The sequence below is a fragment of the Streptomyces graminilatus genome (assembly GCF_001418565.1).
GTDB lineage: Bacteria > Actinomycetota > Actinomycetes > Streptomycetales > Streptomycetaceae > Streptomyces > Streptomyces graminilatus.
Map to the genome: position 1 here is coordinate 22,008 of NZ_LIQQ01000300.1, position 19,264 is coordinate 41,271.

At 69.4% G+C, this 19,264-nt stretch carries 20 protein-coding genes; 16 read left to right on the top strand and 4 right to left on the bottom strand.

Annotated features, from left to right (window positions below):
- Positions 1-41 precede the first annotated feature (41 nt).
- The 9 genes from AOK08_RS24790 (at position 42) to AOK08_RS24830 (ending at position 10,921) form a co-directional block, all read left to right on the top strand.
- Positions 42-842: an enhanced serine sensitivity protein SseB gene (locus AOK08_RS24790; RefSeq protein WP_055529965.1), complete on the top strand. Its 801-nt coding sequence runs from the start codon at positions 42-44 to the stop codon at positions 840-842.
- Positions 843-1,024: 182 nt separating this feature from the next.
- Positions 1,025-1,837, top strand: coding sequence for an enhanced serine sensitivity protein SseB C-terminal domain-containing protein (locus AOK08_RS24795; protein WP_055530002.1), 813 nt, complete (start codon positions 1,025-1,027; stop codon positions 1,835-1,837).
- Between the two features lie 339 nt (positions 1,838-2,176).
- Entirely contained in the window at positions 2,177-3,175 is a 999-nt protein-coding gene (locus AOK08_RS24800) for an ABC transporter permease (RefSeq protein WP_055529967.1), read from the top strand.
- 68 nt (positions 3,176-3,243) lie between these two features.
- Positions 3,244-5,040, top strand: coding sequence for an ABC transporter substrate-binding protein (locus AOK08_RS24805; protein WP_055529968.1), 1,797 nt, complete (start codon positions 3,244-3,246; stop codon positions 5,038-5,040).
- A gap of 111 nt (positions 5,041-5,151) precedes the next feature.
- Entirely contained in the window at positions 5,152-6,150 is a 999-nt protein-coding gene (locus AOK08_RS24810) for an ABC transporter permease (protein WP_055529970.1), read from the top strand.
- On the top strand, positions 6,147-7,244 hold the full coding sequence (locus AOK08_RS24815; protein ID WP_055529972.1) for an ABC transporter ATP-binding protein: 1,098 nt from the start codon (positions 6,147-6,149) through the stop codon (positions 7,242-7,244). The genes AOK08_RS24810 and AOK08_RS24815 overlap by 4 nt, the downstream gene beginning before the upstream one ends.
- A 23-nt stretch (positions 7,245-7,267) precedes the next feature.
- Positions 7,268-8,476, top strand: coding sequence for an ABC transporter ATP-binding protein (locus tag AOK08_RS24820; protein ID WP_241827077.1), 1,209 nt, complete (start codon positions 7,268-7,270; stop codon positions 8,474-8,476).
- A gap of 320 nt (positions 8,477-8,796) precedes the next feature.
- On the top strand, positions 8,797-10,188 hold the full coding sequence (locus tag AOK08_RS24825) for a M1 family metallopeptidase (protein WP_055529975.1): 1,392 nt from the start codon (positions 8,797-8,799) through the stop codon (positions 10,186-10,188).
- 64 nt (positions 10,189-10,252) lie between these two features.
- Positions 10,253-10,921: a trimeric intracellular cation channel family protein gene (locus tag AOK08_RS24830; RefSeq protein ID WP_055529977.1), complete on the top strand. Its 669-nt coding sequence runs from the start codon at positions 10,253-10,255 to the stop codon at positions 10,919-10,921.
- On the opposite strand, the gene AOK08_RS24835 is transcribed toward AOK08_RS24830, so the two are convergent.
- Positions 10,818-12,074, bottom strand: coding sequence for an alpha/beta hydrolase (locus AOK08_RS24835; protein WP_055529979.1), 1,257 nt, complete (start codon positions 12,072-12,074; stop codon positions 10,818-10,820). The two genes, AOK08_RS24830 and AOK08_RS24835, sit on opposite strands and share 104 nt — an antisense overlap.
- Before the next feature lie 156 nt (positions 12,075-12,230).
- Between AOK08_RS24835 and AOK08_RS24840 the strand changes: the two genes are divergently transcribed.
- Positions 12,231-13,094, top strand: coding sequence for a thioesterase family protein (locus AOK08_RS24840; protein ID WP_055529981.1), 864 nt, complete (start codon positions 12,231-12,233; stop codon positions 13,092-13,094).
- 40 nt (positions 13,095-13,134) lie between these two features.
- On the opposite strand, the gene AOK08_RS24845 is transcribed toward AOK08_RS24840, so the two are convergent.
- Positions 13,135-13,761, bottom strand: coding sequence for a TetR family transcriptional regulator (locus tag AOK08_RS24845; RefSeq protein ID WP_055529982.1), 627 nt, complete (start codon positions 13,759-13,761; stop codon positions 13,135-13,137).
- A gap of 147 nt (positions 13,762-13,908) precedes the next feature.
- Here AOK08_RS24845 and AOK08_RS46655 point away from each other — a divergent pair, with 147 nt between their 5' ends.
- From AOK08_RS46655 to AOK08_RS24855, 3 genes are all read left to right on the top strand, one after another.
- Positions 13,909-14,061, top strand: coding sequence for a hypothetical protein (locus tag AOK08_RS46655; RefSeq protein WP_198539380.1), 153 nt, complete (start codon positions 13,909-13,911; stop codon positions 14,059-14,061).
- A gap of 5 nt (positions 14,062-14,066) precedes the next feature.
- Positions 14,067-14,342 (top strand): hypothetical protein, encoded by a 276-nt coding sequence (locus AOK08_RS24850; RefSeq protein WP_055529984.1) that lies wholly within the window; start codon positions 14,067-14,069, stop codon positions 14,340-14,342.
- Between the two features lie 135 nt (positions 14,343-14,477).
- Positions 14,478-15,641, top strand: coding sequence for a cysteine desulfurase family protein (locus AOK08_RS24855; protein WP_055529986.1), 1,164 nt, complete (start codon positions 14,478-14,480; stop codon positions 15,639-15,641).
- A 21-nt stretch (positions 15,642-15,662) separates the two neighbouring features.
- On the opposite strand, the gene AOK08_RS24860 is transcribed toward AOK08_RS24855, so the two are convergent.
- Positions 15,663-16,340, bottom strand: a complete 678-nt coding sequence (locus AOK08_RS24860) for an N-acetylmuramoyl-L-alanine amidase (protein ID WP_055529988.1) — start codon at positions 16,338-16,340, stop codon at positions 15,663-15,665.
- Between the two features lie 60 nt (positions 16,341-16,400).
- Here AOK08_RS24860 and mnmA point away from each other — a divergent pair, with 60 nt between their 5' ends.
- Positions 16,401-17,525: a tRNA 2-thiouridine(34) synthase MnmA gene (gene mnmA / locus AOK08_RS24865; RefSeq protein ID WP_055529990.1), complete on the top strand. Its 1,125-nt coding sequence runs from the start codon at positions 16,401-16,403 to the stop codon at positions 17,523-17,525.
- A gap of 18 nt (positions 17,526-17,543) precedes the next feature.
- Here the strand turns inward: mnmA and AOK08_RS24870 are convergent, their stop codons facing one another.
- Complete coding sequence (locus AOK08_RS24870; RefSeq protein ID WP_055529991.1) at positions 17,544-17,867, bottom strand: DUF427 domain-containing protein; 324 nt, start codon at positions 17,865-17,867, stop codon at positions 17,544-17,546.
- Positions 17,868-17,939: 72 nt separating this feature from the next.
- Here AOK08_RS24870 and AOK08_RS24875 point away from each other — a divergent pair, with 72 nt between their 5' ends.
- Entirely contained in the window at positions 17,940-18,479 is a 540-nt protein-coding gene (locus tag AOK08_RS24875; protein ID WP_055529994.1) for an LOG family protein, read from the top strand.
- A gap of 22 nt (positions 18,480-18,501) precedes the next feature.
- Positions 18,502-19,200, top strand: coding sequence for an SDR family oxidoreductase (locus AOK08_RS24880; protein ID WP_055529996.1), 699 nt, complete (start codon positions 18,502-18,504; stop codon positions 19,198-19,200).
- The last annotated feature ends 64 nt before the right edge of the window (positions 19,201-19,264 follow it).

Here is a 19,264-nt window from a genome sequence, read left to right on the forward strand (position 1 = left end):
CAAGGGACTCACGACAGCGGTTCACAGCAGGCGGTAGGCAGATGGACATCCCGGCGGACTTCCCCCCGGACCTTTCCGGGGGCTTCCCCGCACCGGCACACCCGCATTCGCACGGCGGCTGGCCCGGCAACGAGCTGGAGGAGGTGCTCTCGGCCTCCCTCGGCGTCCCCGGCGCGGGCGCCCGCATCGTCGAGGTCCTCGGCCGCAGCTTCGTCTGGGTCCCCCTCCCGTCCGGCGGCGGCCCCCACTCCGGCCCCCTCGACCTGCCCACGATGGACATCCAGGGCCAGGCGTACGTGCCGGTCTTCAGCTCCGAGGAACAGTTCCGGCAGGTCGTCGGCGCCCATGTGTCGTACACCGTGGCCCCCGCCGTCGAGTTCGCCCGGGGGCTTCAGCCCCAGGTCGGCATCGCCGTGAACCCGGACGGCGTGGTCGGCGTCCCGCTGCCCCCGCAGGCCGTCGCCGAACTCTGCCGCGCCGGCCGCACCGTCCTCGACGGCACCGCGGGCGGACGGGTCCGCCTCTACGAGCCCGACTGGCAGCAGGACCCGGTCGACTTCCTCGCCGCCGCCTCCACGGAGTTCGCGGGCACCGGCGTGGTCCGCACGGCCCGCCGCTGCCTGGCCACGATAGAGACGGGCGCCCCCGTGATGTTCATAGGCGTCGAACTCTCCCCCTGGGACCCGCTGGCCCGCACCATCCCCATGGACGCGGTCGCCAGGGCCCTGGGCCGCACCCCCTCCCCCTGGCCGGTCAACCTGGTCTTCCTGGACGCGGCCCAGGACCCGGTGACGGACTGGCTGAGGGACAAGGTCCGCCCCTTCTACCAACACGCTTACTGAACAGCTCCCCTGAAGCACCCCCCGGGGCAACCCCCCAGGGGCGCGAGGAACTGCGCGACCAGCCACGAACCACCCGCACTCCGCCGACAAACTCCAGGCCCCGAGCTCTCACCGGCCTACCCGGCGGAGCGCCTAAGCTAAGAACCGCACAACTCGGTCGGTGTTACGAAGGGGCGGTAATGGTGAGCGCGTCGGGCACGGCCGCGGCCGGTCAGGTCGAGCACATGCTGCGCCAAGTCACGCCCGGGCGCTACGACGCCTACGAGGCACTCCTGCGCGCCCTCGCGACCCCGTCCTCCGGCCAGATCTGGATGCTGCTCTGGCACGGCCAGGCCGGCTCCCCCGACGCGCAGTACGGAAACATGCAGGTCGACGGCTACGGCTACGCGCCCTGCGTGACCTCCGCCCAGGAGCTGTCGGTCAGCGGCTGGAACAGGTCGTACGAGGTGGTCGACGGCCTCGACGTGGCCCGCACCCTCTACCCGGACCAGTTCGGCATCTGGCTCAACCCGCACTCCCCGGGCGGCGGCGTCGGCATCCCCTGGCTCGACCTGCGCCGGATCGCGGCGGGCCTGGAACGCCAGCCCGCCGGACCCCTGCGTCTCTCCGAACCCGGCATCGAGATCCCGCAGTTCTACGCGCTCCTCTCGCAGAACGCCCACCGCACCCCGGCGGTCCGCTCCCTGCGCCGCGCCTGGGTGCAGCCCGCGCTCGGCGCGCCGTATCTGGCCATCGGCCTGGACGTGTACGACACCTCGCCGGCCGCCGTGGACTCGGTGCGCGCGATGATGCAGCAGTCGATCGGCGCGGTCCCCGACGGGCTGCCGGTGTCGACGGTCGCGATGTCGGACGAGCAGGACCCGGTCGTGATGTGGCTGCGCGCGAACGCCCGCCCGTTCTACGACCGCGAGGCCCACGCGCTCGCCGCCCCGCCCCAGACCCCCCAGGCTCCCGCCGGCGGGTACGGGTACCCGCCGGTGCCCGGTCGTTACTGAGCGTTCCCCAGGGGTTCGGGACGCGGCACTTTCCGGTGACCTGGCACGGCGATCCGCGTGCCGTCTCCGCGCGTAGATCAAGGTGGAATATTCAAGTTCGCCCGATAATGTCCTCGTTGGTACCCGTCCGGCCCCCGTTACCCGGCGTTCGGATAACGGAATCCCCAGGACAGCATCACGGTTACGCATCCATTCACCTCCAAGTCTGGTGACAGATCGCTGAACCGTTGAAGACTCCCGCAACAAGGGGCGTTCTCCCCTGCGTACTACGGATTAATCACGCCGCTACGAGTGGCAAGTGTGAGCCGGCTGCCGCCGGTTGAGAGGGGTCCCTGCCAGATGACGGCACCACTGCACGAGCCGACCGCGGAAACGGCCCCGAGTGCGGCCGAGGAAGCGGCGTTGGCCGGCGCCGAAGCGAAGGCCGTCCAGGGCCGTTCGCTGGGCCGGATCGCCTGGGAGCGACTCAAGCGGGACAGGCTCGCTCTCGCCGGCGGCATGGTGGTGGTCCTGCTGGTCCTGGTCGCGATGTTCGCGCCGCTGATCGCGGGGCAGGACCCCGACGCCTACCACGAGAACCTGATCGATCCGCTCTTCGGTACGCCCAAGGGTTCGCTGGGCGGAGTCAGCGCCGATCACTACTTCGGCGTCGAACCGGTCAGCGGCCGCGACATCTTCGCCCGTATCGTCTACGGCGCCCGGATCTCGCTCCTCGTGGGCTTCCTGTCCGCGCTCGTCGCCGTGGTCCTCGGGACCGTCCTCGGCATCCTGGCCGGTTTCTTCGGCGGCTGGGTGGACTCGGCCGTCAGCCGGGTGATGGACGGTCTGCTCGCCTTCCCCCAGCTCCTGTTCATCATCGCGCTGGTCTCCGTCATGCCGAACCAGATGCTGGGCCTGACCGGTACCGGCGTACGGCTGTTCGTGATGATCCTCGTCATCGGTTTCTTCGGCTGGCCCTACATCGGGCGCGTGGTACGCGGTCAGACACTCTCGCTGCGTGAGCGCGAGTACGTCGAGGCGGCCCGCTCCCTCGGCGCCGGGCGGCTCTACATCCTGTTCAAGGAACTGCTGCCCAACCTCGTCGCCCCGATCATCGTGTACACGACGATGATGATTCCCACCAACATTCTCACCGAGGCGGCCCTCAGCTTCCTCGGCGTGGGCGTCAAGCCGCCCACGTCCTCGTGGGGCCAGATGCTCTCGGCAGCGATCGACTACTACGACTCGGACCCCATGTACATGGTGGTCCCGGGTCTGGCGATCTTCATCACCGTTCTTGCCTTCAACCTCTTCGGCGACGGCGTGCGTGACGCGCTCGACCCGAAGGGCTCCCGCTGAACCGCCGTACGCCCAGCGACCCGTGGACCTTGCACGGGGTCTCTCATCAATTCGGAGGATCCGAGATCGTGACTACCCAACGCACCTCAGGGCGGCGCAAGCAGGCCATGGCCGCTACCGCCGTGGTCGCCGCGCTGCTCACCACGGCGGCGTGCGGCGGCGGAGGCAAGGACGACAACAGCGGCTCTAAGACCGGTGCCGCCGGCTTCGACGCCGCCAACAACAAGGTCGCCCAGGCCTCGCTGGTGAAGAAGGGCGGCGAGCTGAAGTTCGCCGCTTCGCAGGACGCCGACTCGTGGGACACCACGCGTGGCTACTACGGCTTCATGTGGAACTTCTCCCGCTACTACAGCCGCCAGCTCGTCACGTACAAGCCGGAACCCGGCAAGGCCGGCGCCCAGATCACCCCCGACCTCGCCACCGGGCTCGCCAAGGTCAGCGACGACGGCAAGACCTACACGTACACGCTGCGTGACGGCGCGACCTGGGAGGACGGCAAGCCGATCACGTCCCAGGACATCAAGTACGGCATCGAGCGCGTGTGGGCGCAGGACGTGCTGTCCGGCGGTCCGATCTACCTGAAGGACGTGCTGGACCCCAAGGGCGAGTACAAGGGCCCCTACAAGGACACGTCCAAGGACCACCTGGGCCTGAAGGCCATCGAGACGCCGGACGCGAAGACCATCATCTTCAAGCTGCCCGCGGCCAACTCGGACTTCGAGTACATGCTGGGTCTGACCTCGGCCTCCCCGGTCCGCCAGGACAAGGACACCAAGTCCAAGTACGGCCTGAAGCCGTTCTCCTCCGGTCCGTACAAGTTCGAGTCGTACGACCCCGGCAAGGACCTGGTGCTGGTCCGCAACACCGCGTGGAAGGCGGCCTCGGACCCGATCCGCAAGGCCTACCCGGACAAGATCTCGATCAAGTTCTTCACCAACGCCAACGACCTGGACTCGCGTCTGATCGCTGGTGACTACGACCTGGACATCGGCCAGACCGGCCTCCAGGCCCAGGGGCGCGCCACCGCGCTCAAGGAGCACAAGGCCAACGTGGACAACCCGACCTCGGGTTACATCCGCTACGCCGTCTTCCCGCAGAGCGTGAAGCCGTTCGACAACATCCACTGCCGCAACGCGGTGATCTACGGCGCCGACCACGTGTCGCTGCAGACCGCGCGCGGTGGCCCGGTCGCCGGTGGTGACATCGGCACCAACATGCTCCCGCCGTCCGTTCCGGGCTCCGAGGGCCAGAAGTACGACCCGTACCAGCTCGCCACCGCGAACAAGAACGGCAACGTCGCCAAGGCCAAGGAAGAGCTGAAGGCCTGCGGTCAGCCGAACGGCTTCAAGACCACCATCGCGGTCCGCAACAACCGCCCGACCGAGGTGGCCACGGCCACGTCGCTCCAGGCGTCGCTGAAGAAGGTCGGCATCGACGCCGACATCGACCAGTACGACGGTTCGCAGACCTCCGGCATCATCGGCAGCCCTTCGAACGTGAAGAAGAAGGGCTACGGCATCATCATCATGGGCTGGGGCGCCGACTTCTCGTCCGTCCAGGGCTTCGGTCTGCCGCTGTGGGACAGCAAGTACATCCTGCAGAGCGGTAACAACAACTTCGGCCTGATCAAGGACAAGGCGATCGACGGCCTGTTCGACCAGTACAACACCACGCTGGACGACGCGGGCAAGGCGAAGATCGCCACCGACATCAACCACAAGGTCATGGAGGGCGGTTACTACCTGCCCTTCGTCTTCGAGAAGTACATCAACTGGCGCTCCAACCGACTGGCGAACGTCTACACGACCGACGGCTACAGCGGCGTGTACGACTTCGTCAACCTCGGTCTGAAGTCCACGAAGTAATCCCGGCACACCCGCCGAACGGCACGAAAGGCAGGTGAAGGCCGGCGCGGCGGGAGCGTGGGCCATCGGACGGACTCCGGTGGCCCGCGCTCCCGCAGCGGGCCGAGAGCTGTGCTCGCTTACCTCATCAGGCGGCTGTTCGCCGCCGCAGTGATGCTGGTGGTCATCATCGTGGTGGTCTTCTGCATCTTCTTCCTTGTCCCGAAGTGGGCGGGCGTGGACCCCGCCCTGAGCTTCGTGGGCAAGCAGGCCGACCCCGCCGCCGTCGAGGCGATCCGGGTGAAGCTGGGCCTCGGTGACCCGATCTACTCCCAGGTCTGGGAGTTCTTCAAGGGCATCTTCACGGGCCGTACCTACGCGGCCGGCGGCGATGTCACGCACTGCTCCGCGCCCTGCTTCGGCTACTCCTTCCGCAGCGAGCAGGCCATCTGGCCGGTGCTGACCGACCGCCTCCCGGTGACCCTGTCGCTCGCGCTCGGTGCCGCTGTGCTGTGGCTGCTCTTCGGTGTCTCGGCGGGTGTGCTCTCCGCGCTCAAGCGGGGCAGCCTGTGGGACCGCGGCGCGATGGTCATCGCCCTCGCCGGTGTCTCCCTTCCCATCTACTTCACCGGTCTGCTCAGCCTGGCGATCTTCTCCTACGGTCTGGGCTGGATCGACGCGCAGTACGTGCCCATCGAGCAGAGCTTCACCGGCTGGCTCGGCGGCATGATCCTGCCGTGGATCACCCTCGCCTTCCTGTACGCGGCGATGTACGCCCGGATCACCCGCGCCACGATGCTGGAGATCCTGGGCGAGGACTACATCCGTACCGCGCGGGCGAAGGGCCTCAAGGAACAGACCGTCATCGGCAAGCACGCCATGCGCTCGACGATGACGCCCATCCTGACCATGCTCGGCATGGACCTCGGCGCTCTCATCGGCGGCGCGATCCTGACCGAGACCACGTTCAGTCTTCCCGGACTGGGCCAGGCCGTGCTCAACGGCATCAAGAACCAGGACCTGCCCATCATCCTGGGTGTCACCCTGATCACCTCTCTCGCGGTGCTCCTCGCCAACCTCGTGGTGGATGTCCTGTACGCCGTGATCGACCCCCGAGTGAGGCTGTCATGACCGAGCTCAGCAAGAGCGGAGCGGCCGTGGGCGAGCCCACCACCGCTTCGCCGGCGCCGACCGCCTTCCTCGAAGTGCGCGACCTGAGGGTGCACTTCCCGACCGACGACGGCCTGGTCAAGTCCGTCGACGGGCTCACCTTCCAGTTGGAGAAGGGCAAGACCCTCGGCATCGTGGGCGAGTCGGGCTCCGGCAAGTCGGTGACCTCGCTCGGCATCATGGGCCTGCACACCACCGGCCAGTACGGCAAGCGCAAGGCCCAGGTGACCGGCGAGATCTGGCTGGACGGCACGGAACTGCTGTCCGCCGACGCGGAGTACGTGCGCAAGCTGCGCGGCCGCGAGATGTCGATGATCTTCCAGGACCCGCTGTCGGCGCTGCACCCGTACTACACGATCGGCCAGCAGATCGTGGAGGCGTACCGCATCCACAACAAGGTCGACAAGAAGACGGCCAGGCGCCGTGCCGTGGAGATGCTCGACCGGGTCGGCATCCCGCAGCCGGACAAGCGGGTCGACAGCTACCCGCACGAGTTCTCGGGCGGTATGCGCCAGCGCGCGATGATCGCGATGTCGCTGGTCAACAACCCCGAACTGCTCATCGCGGACGAGCCGACGACCGCCCTGGACGTGACCGTCCAGGCGCAGATCCTCGACCTCATCCGTGATCTGCAGAAGGAGTTCGGCTCCGCGGTCATCATCATCACCCACGACCTGGGCGTCGTCGCCGAACTGGCCGACGACCTCCTGGTGATGTACGGCGGCCGCTGCGTCGAACGAGGACCGGCCGAGAAGGTGTTCTACGAGCCGCGCCACCCCTACACCTGGGGTCTGCTCGGCTCGATGCCGCGCCTGGACCGTGACCAGCAGGAGCGCCTCATCCCGGTCAAGGGCTCCCCGCCCTCCCTCATCAACATCCCGTCCGGCTGCGCCTTCAACCCGCGTTGCCCGTACGCGGACGTCCCCAAGGACAACGTCACCCGTACGGTCCGTCCCGAACTGGCCGAGGTCGGCAGTCGGCACTGGGCCGCCTGCCACATGACGCAGGAGCAGCGGGAGCGTATCTGGACCGAAGAGATTGCGCCGAAGCTGTGAGCGAGAAACGCGAGGACGCGGCAGTGACGAATCCCGCGCGGAACGAGGGCGCCGTCCTCGCCAGGGACGCCGCACCCGGCGAGACCCTGCTGAAGGTGACCGGCCTCCAGAAGCACTTCCCGATCCGTAAGGGCCTGCTCCAGCGGCAGGTCGGCGCGGTGCGCGCGGTCGACGGCATCGACTTCGAGGTGAAGTCCGGGGAGACCCTGGGCGTCGTGGGCGAGTCCGGCTGCGGCAAGTCGACCATGGGCCGGCTGATCACGCGGCTGCTCGAACCGACCGCCGGCACGGTCGAGTTCGAGGGCCAGGACATCACGCACCTCGGTGTCGGCGGGATGCGTCCGCTGCGCCGCGACGTTCAGATGATCTTCCAGGACCCGTACTCGTCGCTGAACCCGCGGCACACCATCGGCACGATCATCAGCGCGCCCTTCCGGCTCCAGGGTGTCGAGCCCGAGGGCGGCATCAAGAAGGAGGTCCAGCGGCTGCTGTCGGTCGTGGGCCTCAACCCCGAGCACTACAACCGCTATCCGCACGAGTTCTCCGGCGGTCAGCGCCAGCGCATCGGTATCGCCCGCGCGCTCGCCCTGAAGCCGAAGCTGGTCGTGGCGGACGAGCCGGTCTCCGCGCTGGACGTGTCGATCCAGGCCCAGGTCGTCAACCTGATGGACGACCTCCAGCAGGAGCTGGGCCTGACCTATGTGATCATCGCGCACGACCTCTCGGTCGTCCGGCACGTCTCGGACCGGATCGCGGTGATGTACCTCGGCAAGATCGTGGAGCTGGCCGACCGCGAGTCGCTCTACAAGGCGCCGATGCACCCGTACACCAAGGCGCTGATGTCGGCCGTGCCGATCCCGGACCCGCGACGCAGGGCGGCGAAGAGCGAGCGCATCCTCCTCCAGGGTGACGTGCCCTCGCCGATCTCACCGCCGAGCGGCTGCCGGTTCCACACCCGGTGCTGGAAGGCGACGCAGGTCTGCACGACGGTCGAGCCGCAGCTCGTGGAGCTGAAGCCCGGTCAGCGCGTCGCCTGTCACCACCCGGAGAACTTCGAGGACCAGGCCCCGCAGGACACGGTGCTGCTGTCGGCCGCCAAGGAGGCCGCGACACTGGTGGCCGCCGAGGTGCCGGCGGAGCCGGCGGGGACATCGGCGGCGGTGGCCGAGGAGGTGGCGGCCGAGGACGGCGAAGCCACGTCCGAGGGGACCACCGAGGACGGCAAGCAATAGAATATTTCCACCGACGTGTGCGCCCCGGATATCAGCGAACTGATATCCGGGGCGCACACGTTTTGCTGAATCAGGGTCATTGATTCAGCGGGAGCCGGTCTCCCGGAACTCCCGGCCGACGGAATTCGCGGGCGGGATCGAGGTGCCTGATGCGAGGACGGTCCCCTGTTCGGCATCGCCGGAGACAAGAAGAATTGCTGGGCATCGAACAATGGGTGTCGCATGACGAGTTGGCAAAGTCATGCACATGATCGAACGGGAGAGCGCAGGGTCGTACGTGCCGTCTCATCCGACCGGTACACGATCGAAAGGGCCGACTCATGGCACTCTCCCGTTCGGCACGTTTAGGGGCCCTCGCAACCGCGGCGGCCTCCTTCCTTGTCATCGCCGCCTCCGCCCACCCGACCCCGGGTGCCGACGGCATCGGCGACTCCTACTTCCCGCAGGCCGGCAACGGCGGATTCGATGCCCGCCATTACGCCCTCGACCTCGCCTACGACCCGGACACCGACCGTCTCGACGGTCGTACGACCATCACCGCCCGCGCCACCCAGAACCTCTCGTCCTTCGACCTGGACCTCCAGAAGCTGGAGGTCACGCGGGTCGAAGTGAACGGCAAGGGCGCCGAGTTCACGCGCGAGGGCGACGAGATACGCGTCACGCCCAAGGGCTTCCTGTCCAAGGGACGGCAGTTCACGGTCACCGTCACCTACGGCGGCGTGCCCGAGGCGCTCGGCGGGCCGATCGTCTTCGGTTCCAGCTACGGGTGGATGAAGACCACCGACGGCGTCTTCGTCGCCTGCGAGCCCAACGCGGCCTCCACCTGGTTCCCGTCCAGCGACCACCCCTCCGACAAGGCCGCCTTCGACATCCGGATCAAGGCGCCGAAGGGGCTGACCGGCGTCTCCAACGGCCGGCTGGTCTCGACGTACGACAAGGGCGGCTCGACCTACACCCACTGGCGCGAGAAGAAGCCGATGGCGACCTACCTCGCCACCGCGACCATCGGGAAGTTCGACGTCAGGACGGGTGTCACGCCCGGCGGGACGCCGATCTACGTCGCGATCGATCCGGTGCTGGCCAACGGCAACAGCGTCGACGTGTACGGGGTGACGGCCGAGGCCACCGACTACTGGTCGCAGGTCTTCGGGCCGTACCCGTTCGACGAGACCGGGGCCATCGTCGACGACATGCCGGAGGCCGGGTTCTCGCTGGAGACGCAGACCAAGCCGGTCTACTCGGCCGTGCGCAGCGAGACGACCATCGTGCACGAGCTGGCCCATCAGTGGTTCGGCGACTCCGTGTCGGTGGACCGCTGGAAGGACATCTGGCTCAACGAGGGCTTCGCGACCTACGCCCAGTGGCTGTGGGCCGAGCACAAGGGCACCCGCTCGGCGCACGACTCCTTCCTCGCCGGGTACAACTCGCGCTCCGCCGAGAGCCCCTTCTGGCAGATCCGCGTCGGCGACCCGCAGCGCGACACCATGTTCTCCTCGGCCGTCTACCAGCGCGGCGCGATGACCCTCCAGATGCTCCGCGAACGCATCGGGGACGCCGCCTTCTTCGAGCTGCTGCCCACCTGGACCAGGCTCCACCGGTACGGCAACGCGAACACGGACGATTTCGTCAGGCTCGCGGAGAAGATCAGCGGCAAGCAGCTCGACGATCTGTTCCAGACCTGGCTCTTCACGGCCGGCAAGCCCGCCATCTAAGAGGCCGAACGCGCCTGGCCTTGCTTTGTAAGGTGAACGATCGTTTCTGCGTCAGAATGTGGGGGTGATTCAGCAGCTCTTCAGTCCGTCCGTCCAGCATGCCCTGGACGTCGCCGGCATCTTCGTGTTCGCGATCTCCGGCGCCCTGCTCGCCGTCCGGAAGAACTTCGACGTGTTCGGGATCGCCGTGCTCGCCGAGGTCACCGCACTGGGCGGCGGGCTGCTGCGGGATGTGATCATCGGGGCGGTGCCGCCGGCCGCGTTCACGGATCTCGGGTACTTCCTGACCCCGCTGTTCGCCGCCCTGCTCGTCTTCTTCCTCCATCCGGAGGTGGAGCGCATCCAGGCGGGCGTCAACGTGTTCGACGCGGCGGGGCTCGGGCTGTTCTGTGTCACGGGCACGGTGAAGGCGTACGACCACGGTCTCGGCCTCACCGCCTCCGCCGCCCTCGGTCTCGCGACCGCGGTGGGCGGCGGAGTGCTGCGTGACGTACTCGCCAACGAGGTTCCCTCGCTGCTGCGCTGGGACCGTGACCTGTACGCGGTGCCGGCGATCGTCGGTTCCGCGCTGGTCGTCCTGTGCATACGTGAGGACGCGCTCAACCCGTTCACCAGCGGGCTGGCGGTCGTCACGGCTTTCGTACTGCGGCTGCTCGCGATGCGGTTCCACTGGCGAGCGCCGCGTGCGTGGCACCGGAGGTCGACGGCTCGTGACGAGGAGTCCGCAGGGTAGAACCGGTCGTGGTGCCGGTGGCCTTCTGGCCGCCCGCGTCGAACTGCTGGGTCAGCCAGCGGAACACCGTGGTGATCTGGGGCCGCCACAGCGCCATGTTGTGGCCGCCGTCGCTGCGCGGCAGGAACACCACGTCGACCGCCGTGGGCGCCTTGGCGACCTTCTGGAGGGCGACACCGGCCTCGTACCCGTCCCCGGACTCGCCGGAGACGTAGAGCGAGACGGCGGGCGCGACGCGGTCGTGCTTGAGGATCAGGTACGGATTGTTCGCGGCCCGCAGCTGAGGGGTCCGGGCGGCCAGCGAGAGGGGTTCCCCGGCGGGGTCGTTGTAGCCGGACATGGAGACCCCGGCCCGGTAGCGGTCGGGGTGCGCGATGGCCAGCTTGGCCGCGCAGTGCGCACCCGCCGAGTACCCGGCGACGGCCCAGCCGCCCGGCCCGCTCTCGGCCCGGAAGTTGTCCGTGACCATCTTCGGCACGTCGACGCTGAGCCAGGTGTCCGCGTTGACCCGGCCCGGGATGTTGGCACAGCCCGTGTCCGCGTCGGCGATCAGCGTCGTACGCGGCGACACCAGGATGAAGGGCGTGACCTGGCCGCTCTTCATCAGCGGCAGCAGTTGCTGGGGCGCGTGCAGCGAACCGAACCAGGACTTCGCCGAGCCCGGGTAGCCCGGCAGCAGCTCGACGACCGGGAACTTGCGGTGCGCGTAGGCGGCCTCGTGGTACTGAGGCGGCAGCCAGACGTAGACCTCGGCGTCGACGCCCGAGACCCGGCCCCTGAGGTTGGTGACCTGGACGCCACCGGCCGCGTGCATACCGGGCCCGTTCGCCAGATGGAACTCCTGCTTGACCTTCGGCAGCTTGCGCAGCGAGATGCCGCCGGTGCCGTCGGCGCCGAGGTTGGCGGCGGCCTGGACGTGGTCGCCCGTGCCGAGCAGGTCGCTCCAGTTGTCGTACAGGTTGTTGGAGTTGTTCACCAGCAGGAACACCAGGGTGACCGCGGTGGCCTGGGCGAACAGCACCATCAGCAGCCGGGCGGCGCCACGCACGAGCGCGGGCCCGCGCACCCGGGACCAGAGGGCGAGGGGCAGCAGAACGGCGATGGCGACGAGCGCGATCGTCGTGAAGAGGAATGGTGTACCGGTGAGGCTCATGTCTTTGATGAGGCTAGTCCGGCGCCGGAGGTCACGGCTGCGAACGAACCCTTACCCAAGACATTCCGGGCACTTACCTAAGCGGAAGTTTCCAGCCACGCACGAGCTCGGCAAAGAAAGCTACCGCTTAGTATGTGTCTGCGATAGCGTTCACGCATGCCAGAAGCAGCAGCCTCCGCGCAGACCGGGCGAGCCACCATCGGCGACAGCGAGTTCGACCGCGACACCGCCGTCACCCGGCGCGCGCCCGGTGTCTACGACACCGTGCTCTCCGCCCGCTGGACCGTCTTCGACGCCGTCAACGGCGGATATCTGCTGGCCGTGCTGGGCCGCGCGCTCGCGGACGCCCTCCCGCACAGCGACCCGTTCAGTGTCTCGGCGCACTACCTCACCGCGTCCCGCCCGGGACCGGCCGTCGTCCGCACCGAAGTGGTCCGCACCGGGCGCTCCCTGTCGACCGGCACGGCCTCGCTCCTCCAGTACGACGACGAGGGCAACGAGATCGAGCGGATCCGCGTCCTCGCCTCCTACGGCGACCTGGACGCGCTTCCCGACGACGTCCGTACGACCGCCGAGCCGCCCGCGTTCCCGCCCATGGACCGGTGTTTCGGCCCGCGGGACGCACCCGCCCCGGTCCCCGGCGGCTCCGCCATCGCCGACCGGCTGCGGCTCAAGCTCGATCCGGCCACCCTCGGCTGGGCGCTCGGCACACCCTCCGGCAAGGGGGAGATGCGGTCCTGGTTCGGGCTCGCCGACGGCCGCGACGTCGACCCGCTCGCGCTGCTGCTCGCGGTCGACGCGCTGCCGCCGACCGCGTTCGAGATCGGCCTGATCGGCTGGGTCCCGACGGTCGAACTGACCGTGCACGTCCGCTGCCGGCCCGCCCCCGGGCCCCTGCGGGTCTCCATAACGACCCGCAACCTGGCGGGCGGCTTCCTGGAGGAGGACGCCGAGGTCTGGGACAGCGCGGACCGGCTCGTCGCCCAGTCGCGGCAGTTGGCGAGCGTACGGCTCGGATAGCGCAAGCCGCCCGAGGGCCCTGCGGGCAGGTACCGCGGGATCAGTCCAGCCAGTGGCCGCGGCCGATGGCGATCAGGCGCATCCGGCGGGTCGCCAGACGGGCCACCTGCTCGCGCCGTTCCGCCGGGGCGTCCAGCGTCTCCAGGAACTGGGAGGCGGTCATCAGCATCTGGTCGACGTACAGGCCGGCCAGCATCAGCAGGTCCTCCCGCGTCCAGCCCTCGGACTCGGGCTGTTCGGCGAGCGCGTCCCGCACCTCCTCGGCGAACCGGTCCAGTTGCTCCCGGATGGCCTCGCGCACCGGCTGGACCCCGCCGTGCCGCTCGCGCGCGATGAAACGGACGTGCGCGGGCTGCGCCCGGACGTGACCGGCGATCAGGTCGACCGCGCGGACGATGCGGTCCTCGCTCCCGCCGGACCCGGACACCGTCGTACCGATCATCGGGTGAAGGCTGCCGAGCGCCTCCTCGACGAGGGCGACGCCCAGATCGGCGGTGGAGCGGAAGTGCCGGTAGAAGGCGGTCGGGGCGACGCCGACCGCGCGGGTGACCTCACGCAGGCCGAGGCTGCTCAGGCTCTGGTCCTCCAGCAGGCCGAGGGCCGCGTCCAGGAGCGCCTGCCGGGTCTTCTGCTTCTGGACCTGGCGGATGCCGACAGTGTGACTCATGCCATGCAGTTAACAACTGTTCTCTGTAATTGGAAAGCCGGGCGGCGCGCTAGACTCGCAAGTCAGTGAACAGATGTTACTACAAGCGTTCACTGAATCATCACGATCGAAAGACCGAACGAAAGAACGAAGGAAAGGGAGCTCCCCATGTTCTTCCTCGTGGCCGCCCTTCTGCTGCTGGGCATGGCGCTGGGCGCCGTCGCCCATCTCCCGCTCTCGTTCACCGTCCTGGCCGCCGCCGGCATCGCCGCCTGGCTCGGCGCCTTCGCGCTCCGTGAGCGCCTCGCCCGTCGGAGCTGACCCCCATGCGACTCACCGCACCGGCCACCGGCCGCACCGAGCGCGCCGTCCCCCGCGACGCCGACGGCATGGCCGTCGCGTCCTTCGTCCTCGGCCTGCTGGGCCTGCTGGTCCTCAACGTCTTCCTCGGCCCAGTGGCCATCACGCTGGCCCTCGTCGCCCTCTGGCGCGGCACCGAGCGGCCCGGCCGGGCCCTGCTGGGCCTCGGCCTCGGAGTGGCCGACCTGGTCGTCCTGGTCACCGTCCTACAGCTCGACAGCACCGTCTCGTGGAGCTTCTGACACCCGCGCAGACAGCCACCCGCCCCCGTCTGCCGTGCGGGGTGCCGTACTTCACGCGGACGGACACGGATGGGTACGGCGCGGAAAGGCCTCGGCCATGGCGCGGTCACCGGGGCGCCGTAGAATCACGGCACCATGGCATACCTCGACCACGCCGCGACCACCCCGATGCTTCCGGAGGCGGTCGAGGCATTGACCGCGCAACTGGGCGTCACCGGTAACGCCTCCTCACTCCACGCGGCGGGCCGCAGGGCCAGACGCACGGTCGAGGAGGCCCGGGAGACGCTCGCCGAATCGCTCGGCGCCCGGCCCAGCGAGGTCGTGTTCACCTCCGGCGGCACCGAGGCCGACAACCTCGCCGTCAAGGGCCTGTACTGGGCCCGCCGGGACGCCGATCCGGCCCGCGTCCGCGTCCTCGCCAGCCCCGTCGAGCACCACGCCGTCCTCGACGCCGTGCACTGGCTCGGCGAGCACGAGGGCGCCGAAATCGAGTACCTCCCCGTCGACCCGTACGGCCGGGTCCACCCCGACGCCCTGCGCGAGGCCATCGCCCGCGACCCCGGCAGTGTGGCCCTGGCCACCGTGATGTGGGCCAACAACGAGATCGGCACAATCACGCCGGTCCGTGAACTCGCCGACGTGGCAAGCGAGTTCGGCGTGCCCCTGCATGCCGACGCCGTGCAGGCCTTCGGCCAGGTGCCGGTCTCCTTCACCGACTCCGGGCTCGCCGCGATGACCGTCTCCGGCCACAAGGTCGGCGGCCCGTACGGCATCGGCGCACTGCTGCTCGGCCGTGAGTACAGCCCCGTACCCGTGCTGCACGGTGGTGGTCAGGAGCGGCACGTACGCTCCGGGACCCTCGACGTGCCGGCCGTCGCCTCCTTCGCGGTGGCCGGGCGGATCGCCGCCGAGCAGCAGCAGTGGTTCGCGCACGAGATCGGCGCCCTGCGCGACTCCCTGATCGAGGAGGTGCGCAGGGTGGTGCCGGACGCCATCCTGGGCGGCGACCCGGTGGACCGGCTGCCCGCCAACGCGCACTTCACCTTCCCCGGCTGCGAGGGCGACTCCCTGCTGCTCCTGCTGGACGCCCAGGGCATCGAGTGCTCGACGGGGTCCGCCTGCACGGCCGGCGTGGCCCAGCCCAGCCATGTCCTCCTGGCCACCGGCACGGATCCCGACCTGGCCCGCGGCACCCTCCGCTTCTCCCTCGGCCACACCTCCACCCAGGCGGACGTGGAGGCGGTGACGAAGGCGATCGGCCCCGTGGTGGAACGGGCCAGGGCGGCCGGGCTGAGTTAGGGCCTGTCCGGGGGCCGATCGTTACACGGTGCTGGTGGCAGGGGAGGCGGAAGCCGCTTCGACCAGGCGCAGGTACTTCTTCCAGTCCCAGCCCTTCCCGGGGTCGGTGTGGTCGGTGCCCGGCACCTCCACATGCCCGATGATGTGCTCCCGGTCGACGGGTATGCCGTACCGCGCGCAGATCCCGGCCGTCAGCCGCGCCGAGGCGGCGTACATCGCGTCCGTGAAGTCCTCGGGTCTCTCCACGAAACCCTCGTGCTCGATGCCGACGCTCCGCTCGTTGTACTCCCGGTTGCCCGCGTGGAACGCCACGTCCAGCTCGCGGATCAACTGCGTGACGCGCCCGTCCTTACGGACGATGTAGTGCGCCGCCGCGCCGTGCGCCGGGTCCCGGAAGACCTTCACCGCGCTCGCGTAGCCGCCCTGGGTGACATGGATGACCACCCGGTCCACGTCGTAGTCGTCGGGCCGGTCCGCCATCCGCCAGTTCGCCGGTGAGGCCGCCACCCAGCGCGCCCCCGCGTAGTCGACGTCGCCCTCCTTGCGCGGCTTGGACACCCCGGGTATGCGCCACCACAGATGGCCCAGCTCGTCCCGCGCGAGCACGCCCGTGGCGACGGCCGCCACCGCCCCGCCGACGAGCAGGGCGCGCCGCCCGATCCGCCGGTCGCCGTCCCGCCGGGCCTGTATTGCCTCCATGCGATCGTCAACGGATACTCGCGCGTCCCGGTTCCCGACGCCCCGTACCCTTGAGGGGTTATGACTCACACCTCGCAGCAGCCCCTCCGCGTACTGGCCGCCATGTCCGGCGGCGTGGACTCCGCCGTAGCCGCCGCCCGGGCGGCGGAAGCCGGCCATGACGTGACGGGCGTACACCTCGCCCTGTCCGCGAACCCGCAGTCGTTCCGCACGGGCGCGCGTGGCTGCTGCACCATCGAGGACTCCCACGACGCCCGCCGCGCGGCCGACGTCATCGGCATCCCCTTCTACGTGTGGGACCTCGCCGACCGCTTCCGCGAGGACGTGGTGGACGACTTCGTCGCGGAGTACGAGGCGGGGCGCACCCCGAACCCGTGCCTGCGCTGCAACGAGAAGATCAAGTTCGCCGCGCTCCTCGACAAGGCCCTCGCCCTCGGCTTCGACGCGGTCTGCACGGGCCACTACGCGCAGGTGATCGTCCGCGAGGACGGCACGCGCGAGCTGCACCGCGCCTCGGACATGGCCAAGGACCAGTCGTACGTCCTCGGTGTGCTCGACGACCGCCAGCTCGCCCACGCGCTGTTCCCCCTCGGCGACACCCTCACCACCAAGGACGAGATCCGCGCGGAGGCGGAGCGGCGCGGCCTCGCGGTCGCCAAGAAGCCCGACTCGCACGACATCTGCTTCATCGCCGACGGCGACACCCAGGGCTTCCTGGCGAAGCGACTGGGCCGCGCCGAGGGCGACATCGTCGACGAGTCGGGCGCGAAGATCGGCACCCACGAGGGCGCGTACGGCTTCACCATCGGCCAGCGCAAGGGCCTGCGCATCGGCACCCCGGCCGCCGACGGCAAGCCGCGCTACGTCCTGGACATCTCTCCGGTGAACAACACGGTGACGGTCGGCCCGGCCGCCGCCCTCGACGTCGACGGCCTCACCGCGATCAGGCCCCGCTGGTGCGGAGCGGCCCCCACGGGCCCCGGCACCTACACCGCCCAACTGCGCGCCCACGGCGGCGAGACCGAGGTGACCGCCGAACTGGTCGACGGCACCCTGGAGGTCACGTTCACCGAGCCCGTGCGCGGGGTGGCGCCGGGCCAGGCGATCGTCCTGTACGACGGCACCCGTGTCGTCGGCTCGGCGACGATCGCCACGACGACCAGGACCGCGGCGGGCGTGGCCTGAGCACAGGCTTGCCGGGTTCTACAGGGTCTCGATCTCGTAGAAGCAGAAGTGGTCCTTTATCAGGGCCACCTCCGCCTTGGGCTCGGGGTACCCCCAGACGAGGTCGGCGGCGTCCGGGAGGGACCAGTAGGACGCGGTGCCCTTGAAGGGGCAGTACGTGTGGGTCTCGGAGGGGGTCAGCAGGTCGAGGCGGACGTCCTCGGCGGGGAGGTAGTACCGCGGGGGACAGCCCGTCTCGCGCAGTACGAGGGCCCGCCCGCTCTCGGCGAGCACCTGGCCGCCGTGCACGGCCCGTACGCGCGCGGTGTGCTGCTCAATGGTGATCGTGTGTCCTTCAGTCATGTCCGAAGAGCGTTCGGGACGCCCGGGTTGTTCCCGCTGACGTGCCGTGAGTGTCCCGCGTACGGTGACGGCATGAACATCTGTGTCTTCCTCTCCGCCGCCGACCTGGACGACCGCTACACGCGCCCCGCGCGGGAGTTCGCGAGGCTGCTGGGCAAGGGCGGCCACACGCTCGTCTGGGGCGGTTCGGACGTCGGCCTGATGAAGGTGGTCGCCGACGGGGTCCAGGAGGCGGGCGGCCGGCTGGTGGGCGTCTCGGTGGACTTCCTCGTGGCCAAGGCACGGCCGAACGCCGACGAGATGGTGACCGCGCGGGACCTCGCGGAACGCAAGCGGCTCCTGCTGGAGAAGGCCGAGGCCGTCGTGATCATGGTCGGCGGCACCGGAACGCTCGACGAGGCCACGGAGATCCTGGAGCTGAAGAAGCACGGCAAGACGGAGATGCCGGTCGTGCTGCTCAACACGGCGGGCTTCTACGACGGACTGAAGGAACAGTTCCGCCGCATGGAGGCGGAGGGCTTCCTGCCCCGCCCGCTCACCGAGTTGGTGTTCTTCGCGGAGGAGCCGGTGGGGGCGCTGGCGTACCTGGAGGAGAGCCGGGGCGCGGCATGAGGGCCTGCCCCGTGATGCGAGCATGGCGGGTATGGCTACACATGTGATCACCGGAGCGGGTTCGGGCATCGGTGCGGCGGTCGCGAGGCGGCTGCACGCGCGCGGGGACGAAATCGTGCTGCACGCGCGTGACGCGGGCCGCGCGAAGGAGCTGGCGGCGGAGTTCCCGGGGGCGACGACGCTGGTGGGTGACCTGGCCGACCCCGACCGGCTGTCCTGGGCGTTCTCCCACCAGACGCTGCCGGACCGGGTGGACTCCCTGCTGCACATCGCGGGCGTGGTCGATCTGGGCCCGGTCGGCGAGCTGACCCCCAAGACCTGGCGCCACCAGCTGAACGTCAACCTGATCGCCCCGGCTGAACTGACCCGGCATTTCCTGCCCCAACTCCGGGCCTCCCAGGGCCAGGTGGTCTTCGTGAACTCCGGCGCGGGGCTGAGTGCGGGGGCCGACTGGTCCGCGTACGCCGCGTCCAAGCATGGCCTGAAGGCGCTGGCGGACTCGTTGCGGCAGGAGGAGCGCGGGGCCGGGGTGCGGGTGACGACGGTGTATCCGGGGCGGACGGCGAGCCCGATGCAGGCGAAGGTGCACCAGCAGGAGGGCAAGGAGTACGACCCGTCGAAGTGGATCGACCCGGAGTCGGTGGCGACGACGATCCTGCTGGCGCTGGACCTCCCCCGCGACGCGGAGATCAACGACGTGACGGTACGCCCGGGCCACTGACCCCGGATTCCGCGCCCCCGCCGCCCCTACCCGTCCCGTCCTCGGGGGCTCCGCCCCCGAGGAC

Coding starts and splice junctions, on each gene's coding strand:
- AOK08_RS24790 (WP_055529965.1), top strand. CDS start 42: ATGGACATCCCGGCGGACTTCCCCCCGGACCTTTCCGGGGGCTTCCCC.
- AOK08_RS24800 (WP_055529967.1), top strand. CDS start 2,177: ATGACGGCACCACTGCACGAGCCGACCGCGGAAACGGCCCCGAGTGCG.
- AOK08_RS24815 (WP_055529972.1), top strand. CDS start 6,147: ATGACCGAGCTCAGCAAGAGCGGAGCGGCCGTGGGCGAGCCCACCACC.
- AOK08_RS24825 (WP_055529975.1), top strand. CDS start 8,797: ATGGCACTCTCCCGTTCGGCACGTTTAGGGGCCCTCGCAACCGCGGCG.
- AOK08_RS24835 (WP_055529979.1), bottom strand. CDS start 12,074: ATGAGCCTCACCGGTACACCATTCCTCTTCACGACGATCGCGCTCGTC.
- AOK08_RS24840 (WP_055529981.1), top strand. CDS start 12,231: ATGCCAGAAGCAGCAGCCTCCGCGCAGACCGGGCGAGCCACCATCGGC.
- AOK08_RS24845 (WP_055529982.1), bottom strand. CDS start 13,761: ATGAGTCACACTGTCGGCATCCGCCAGGTCCAGAAGCAGAAGACCCGG.
- AOK08_RS46655 (WP_198539380.1), top strand. CDS start 13,909: ATGTTCTTCCTCGTGGCCGCCCTTCTGCTGCTGGGCATGGCGCTGGGC.
- AOK08_RS24850 (WP_055529984.1), top strand. CDS start 14,067: ATGCGACTCACCGCACCGGCCACCGGCCGCACCGAGCGCGCCGTCCCC.
- AOK08_RS24855 (WP_055529986.1), top strand. CDS start 14,478: ATGGCATACCTCGACCACGCCGCGACCACCCCGATGCTTCCGGAGGCG.
- AOK08_RS24860 (WP_055529988.1), bottom strand. CDS start 16,340: ATGGAGGCAATACAGGCCCGGCGGGACGGCGACCGGCGGATCGGGCGG.
- mnmA (WP_055529990.1), top strand. CDS start 16,401: ATGACTCACACCTCGCAGCAGCCCCTCCGCGTACTGGCCGCCATGTCC.
- AOK08_RS24870 (WP_055529991.1), bottom strand. CDS start 17,867: ATGACTGAAGGACACACGATCACCATTGAGCAGCACACCGCGCGCGTA.
- AOK08_RS24875 (WP_055529994.1), top strand. CDS start 17,940: ATGAACATCTGTGTCTTCCTCTCCGCCGCCGACCTGGACGACCGCTAC.
- AOK08_RS24880 (WP_055529996.1), top strand. CDS start 18,502: ATGGCGGGTATGGCTACACATGTGATCACCGGAGCGGGTTCGGGCATC.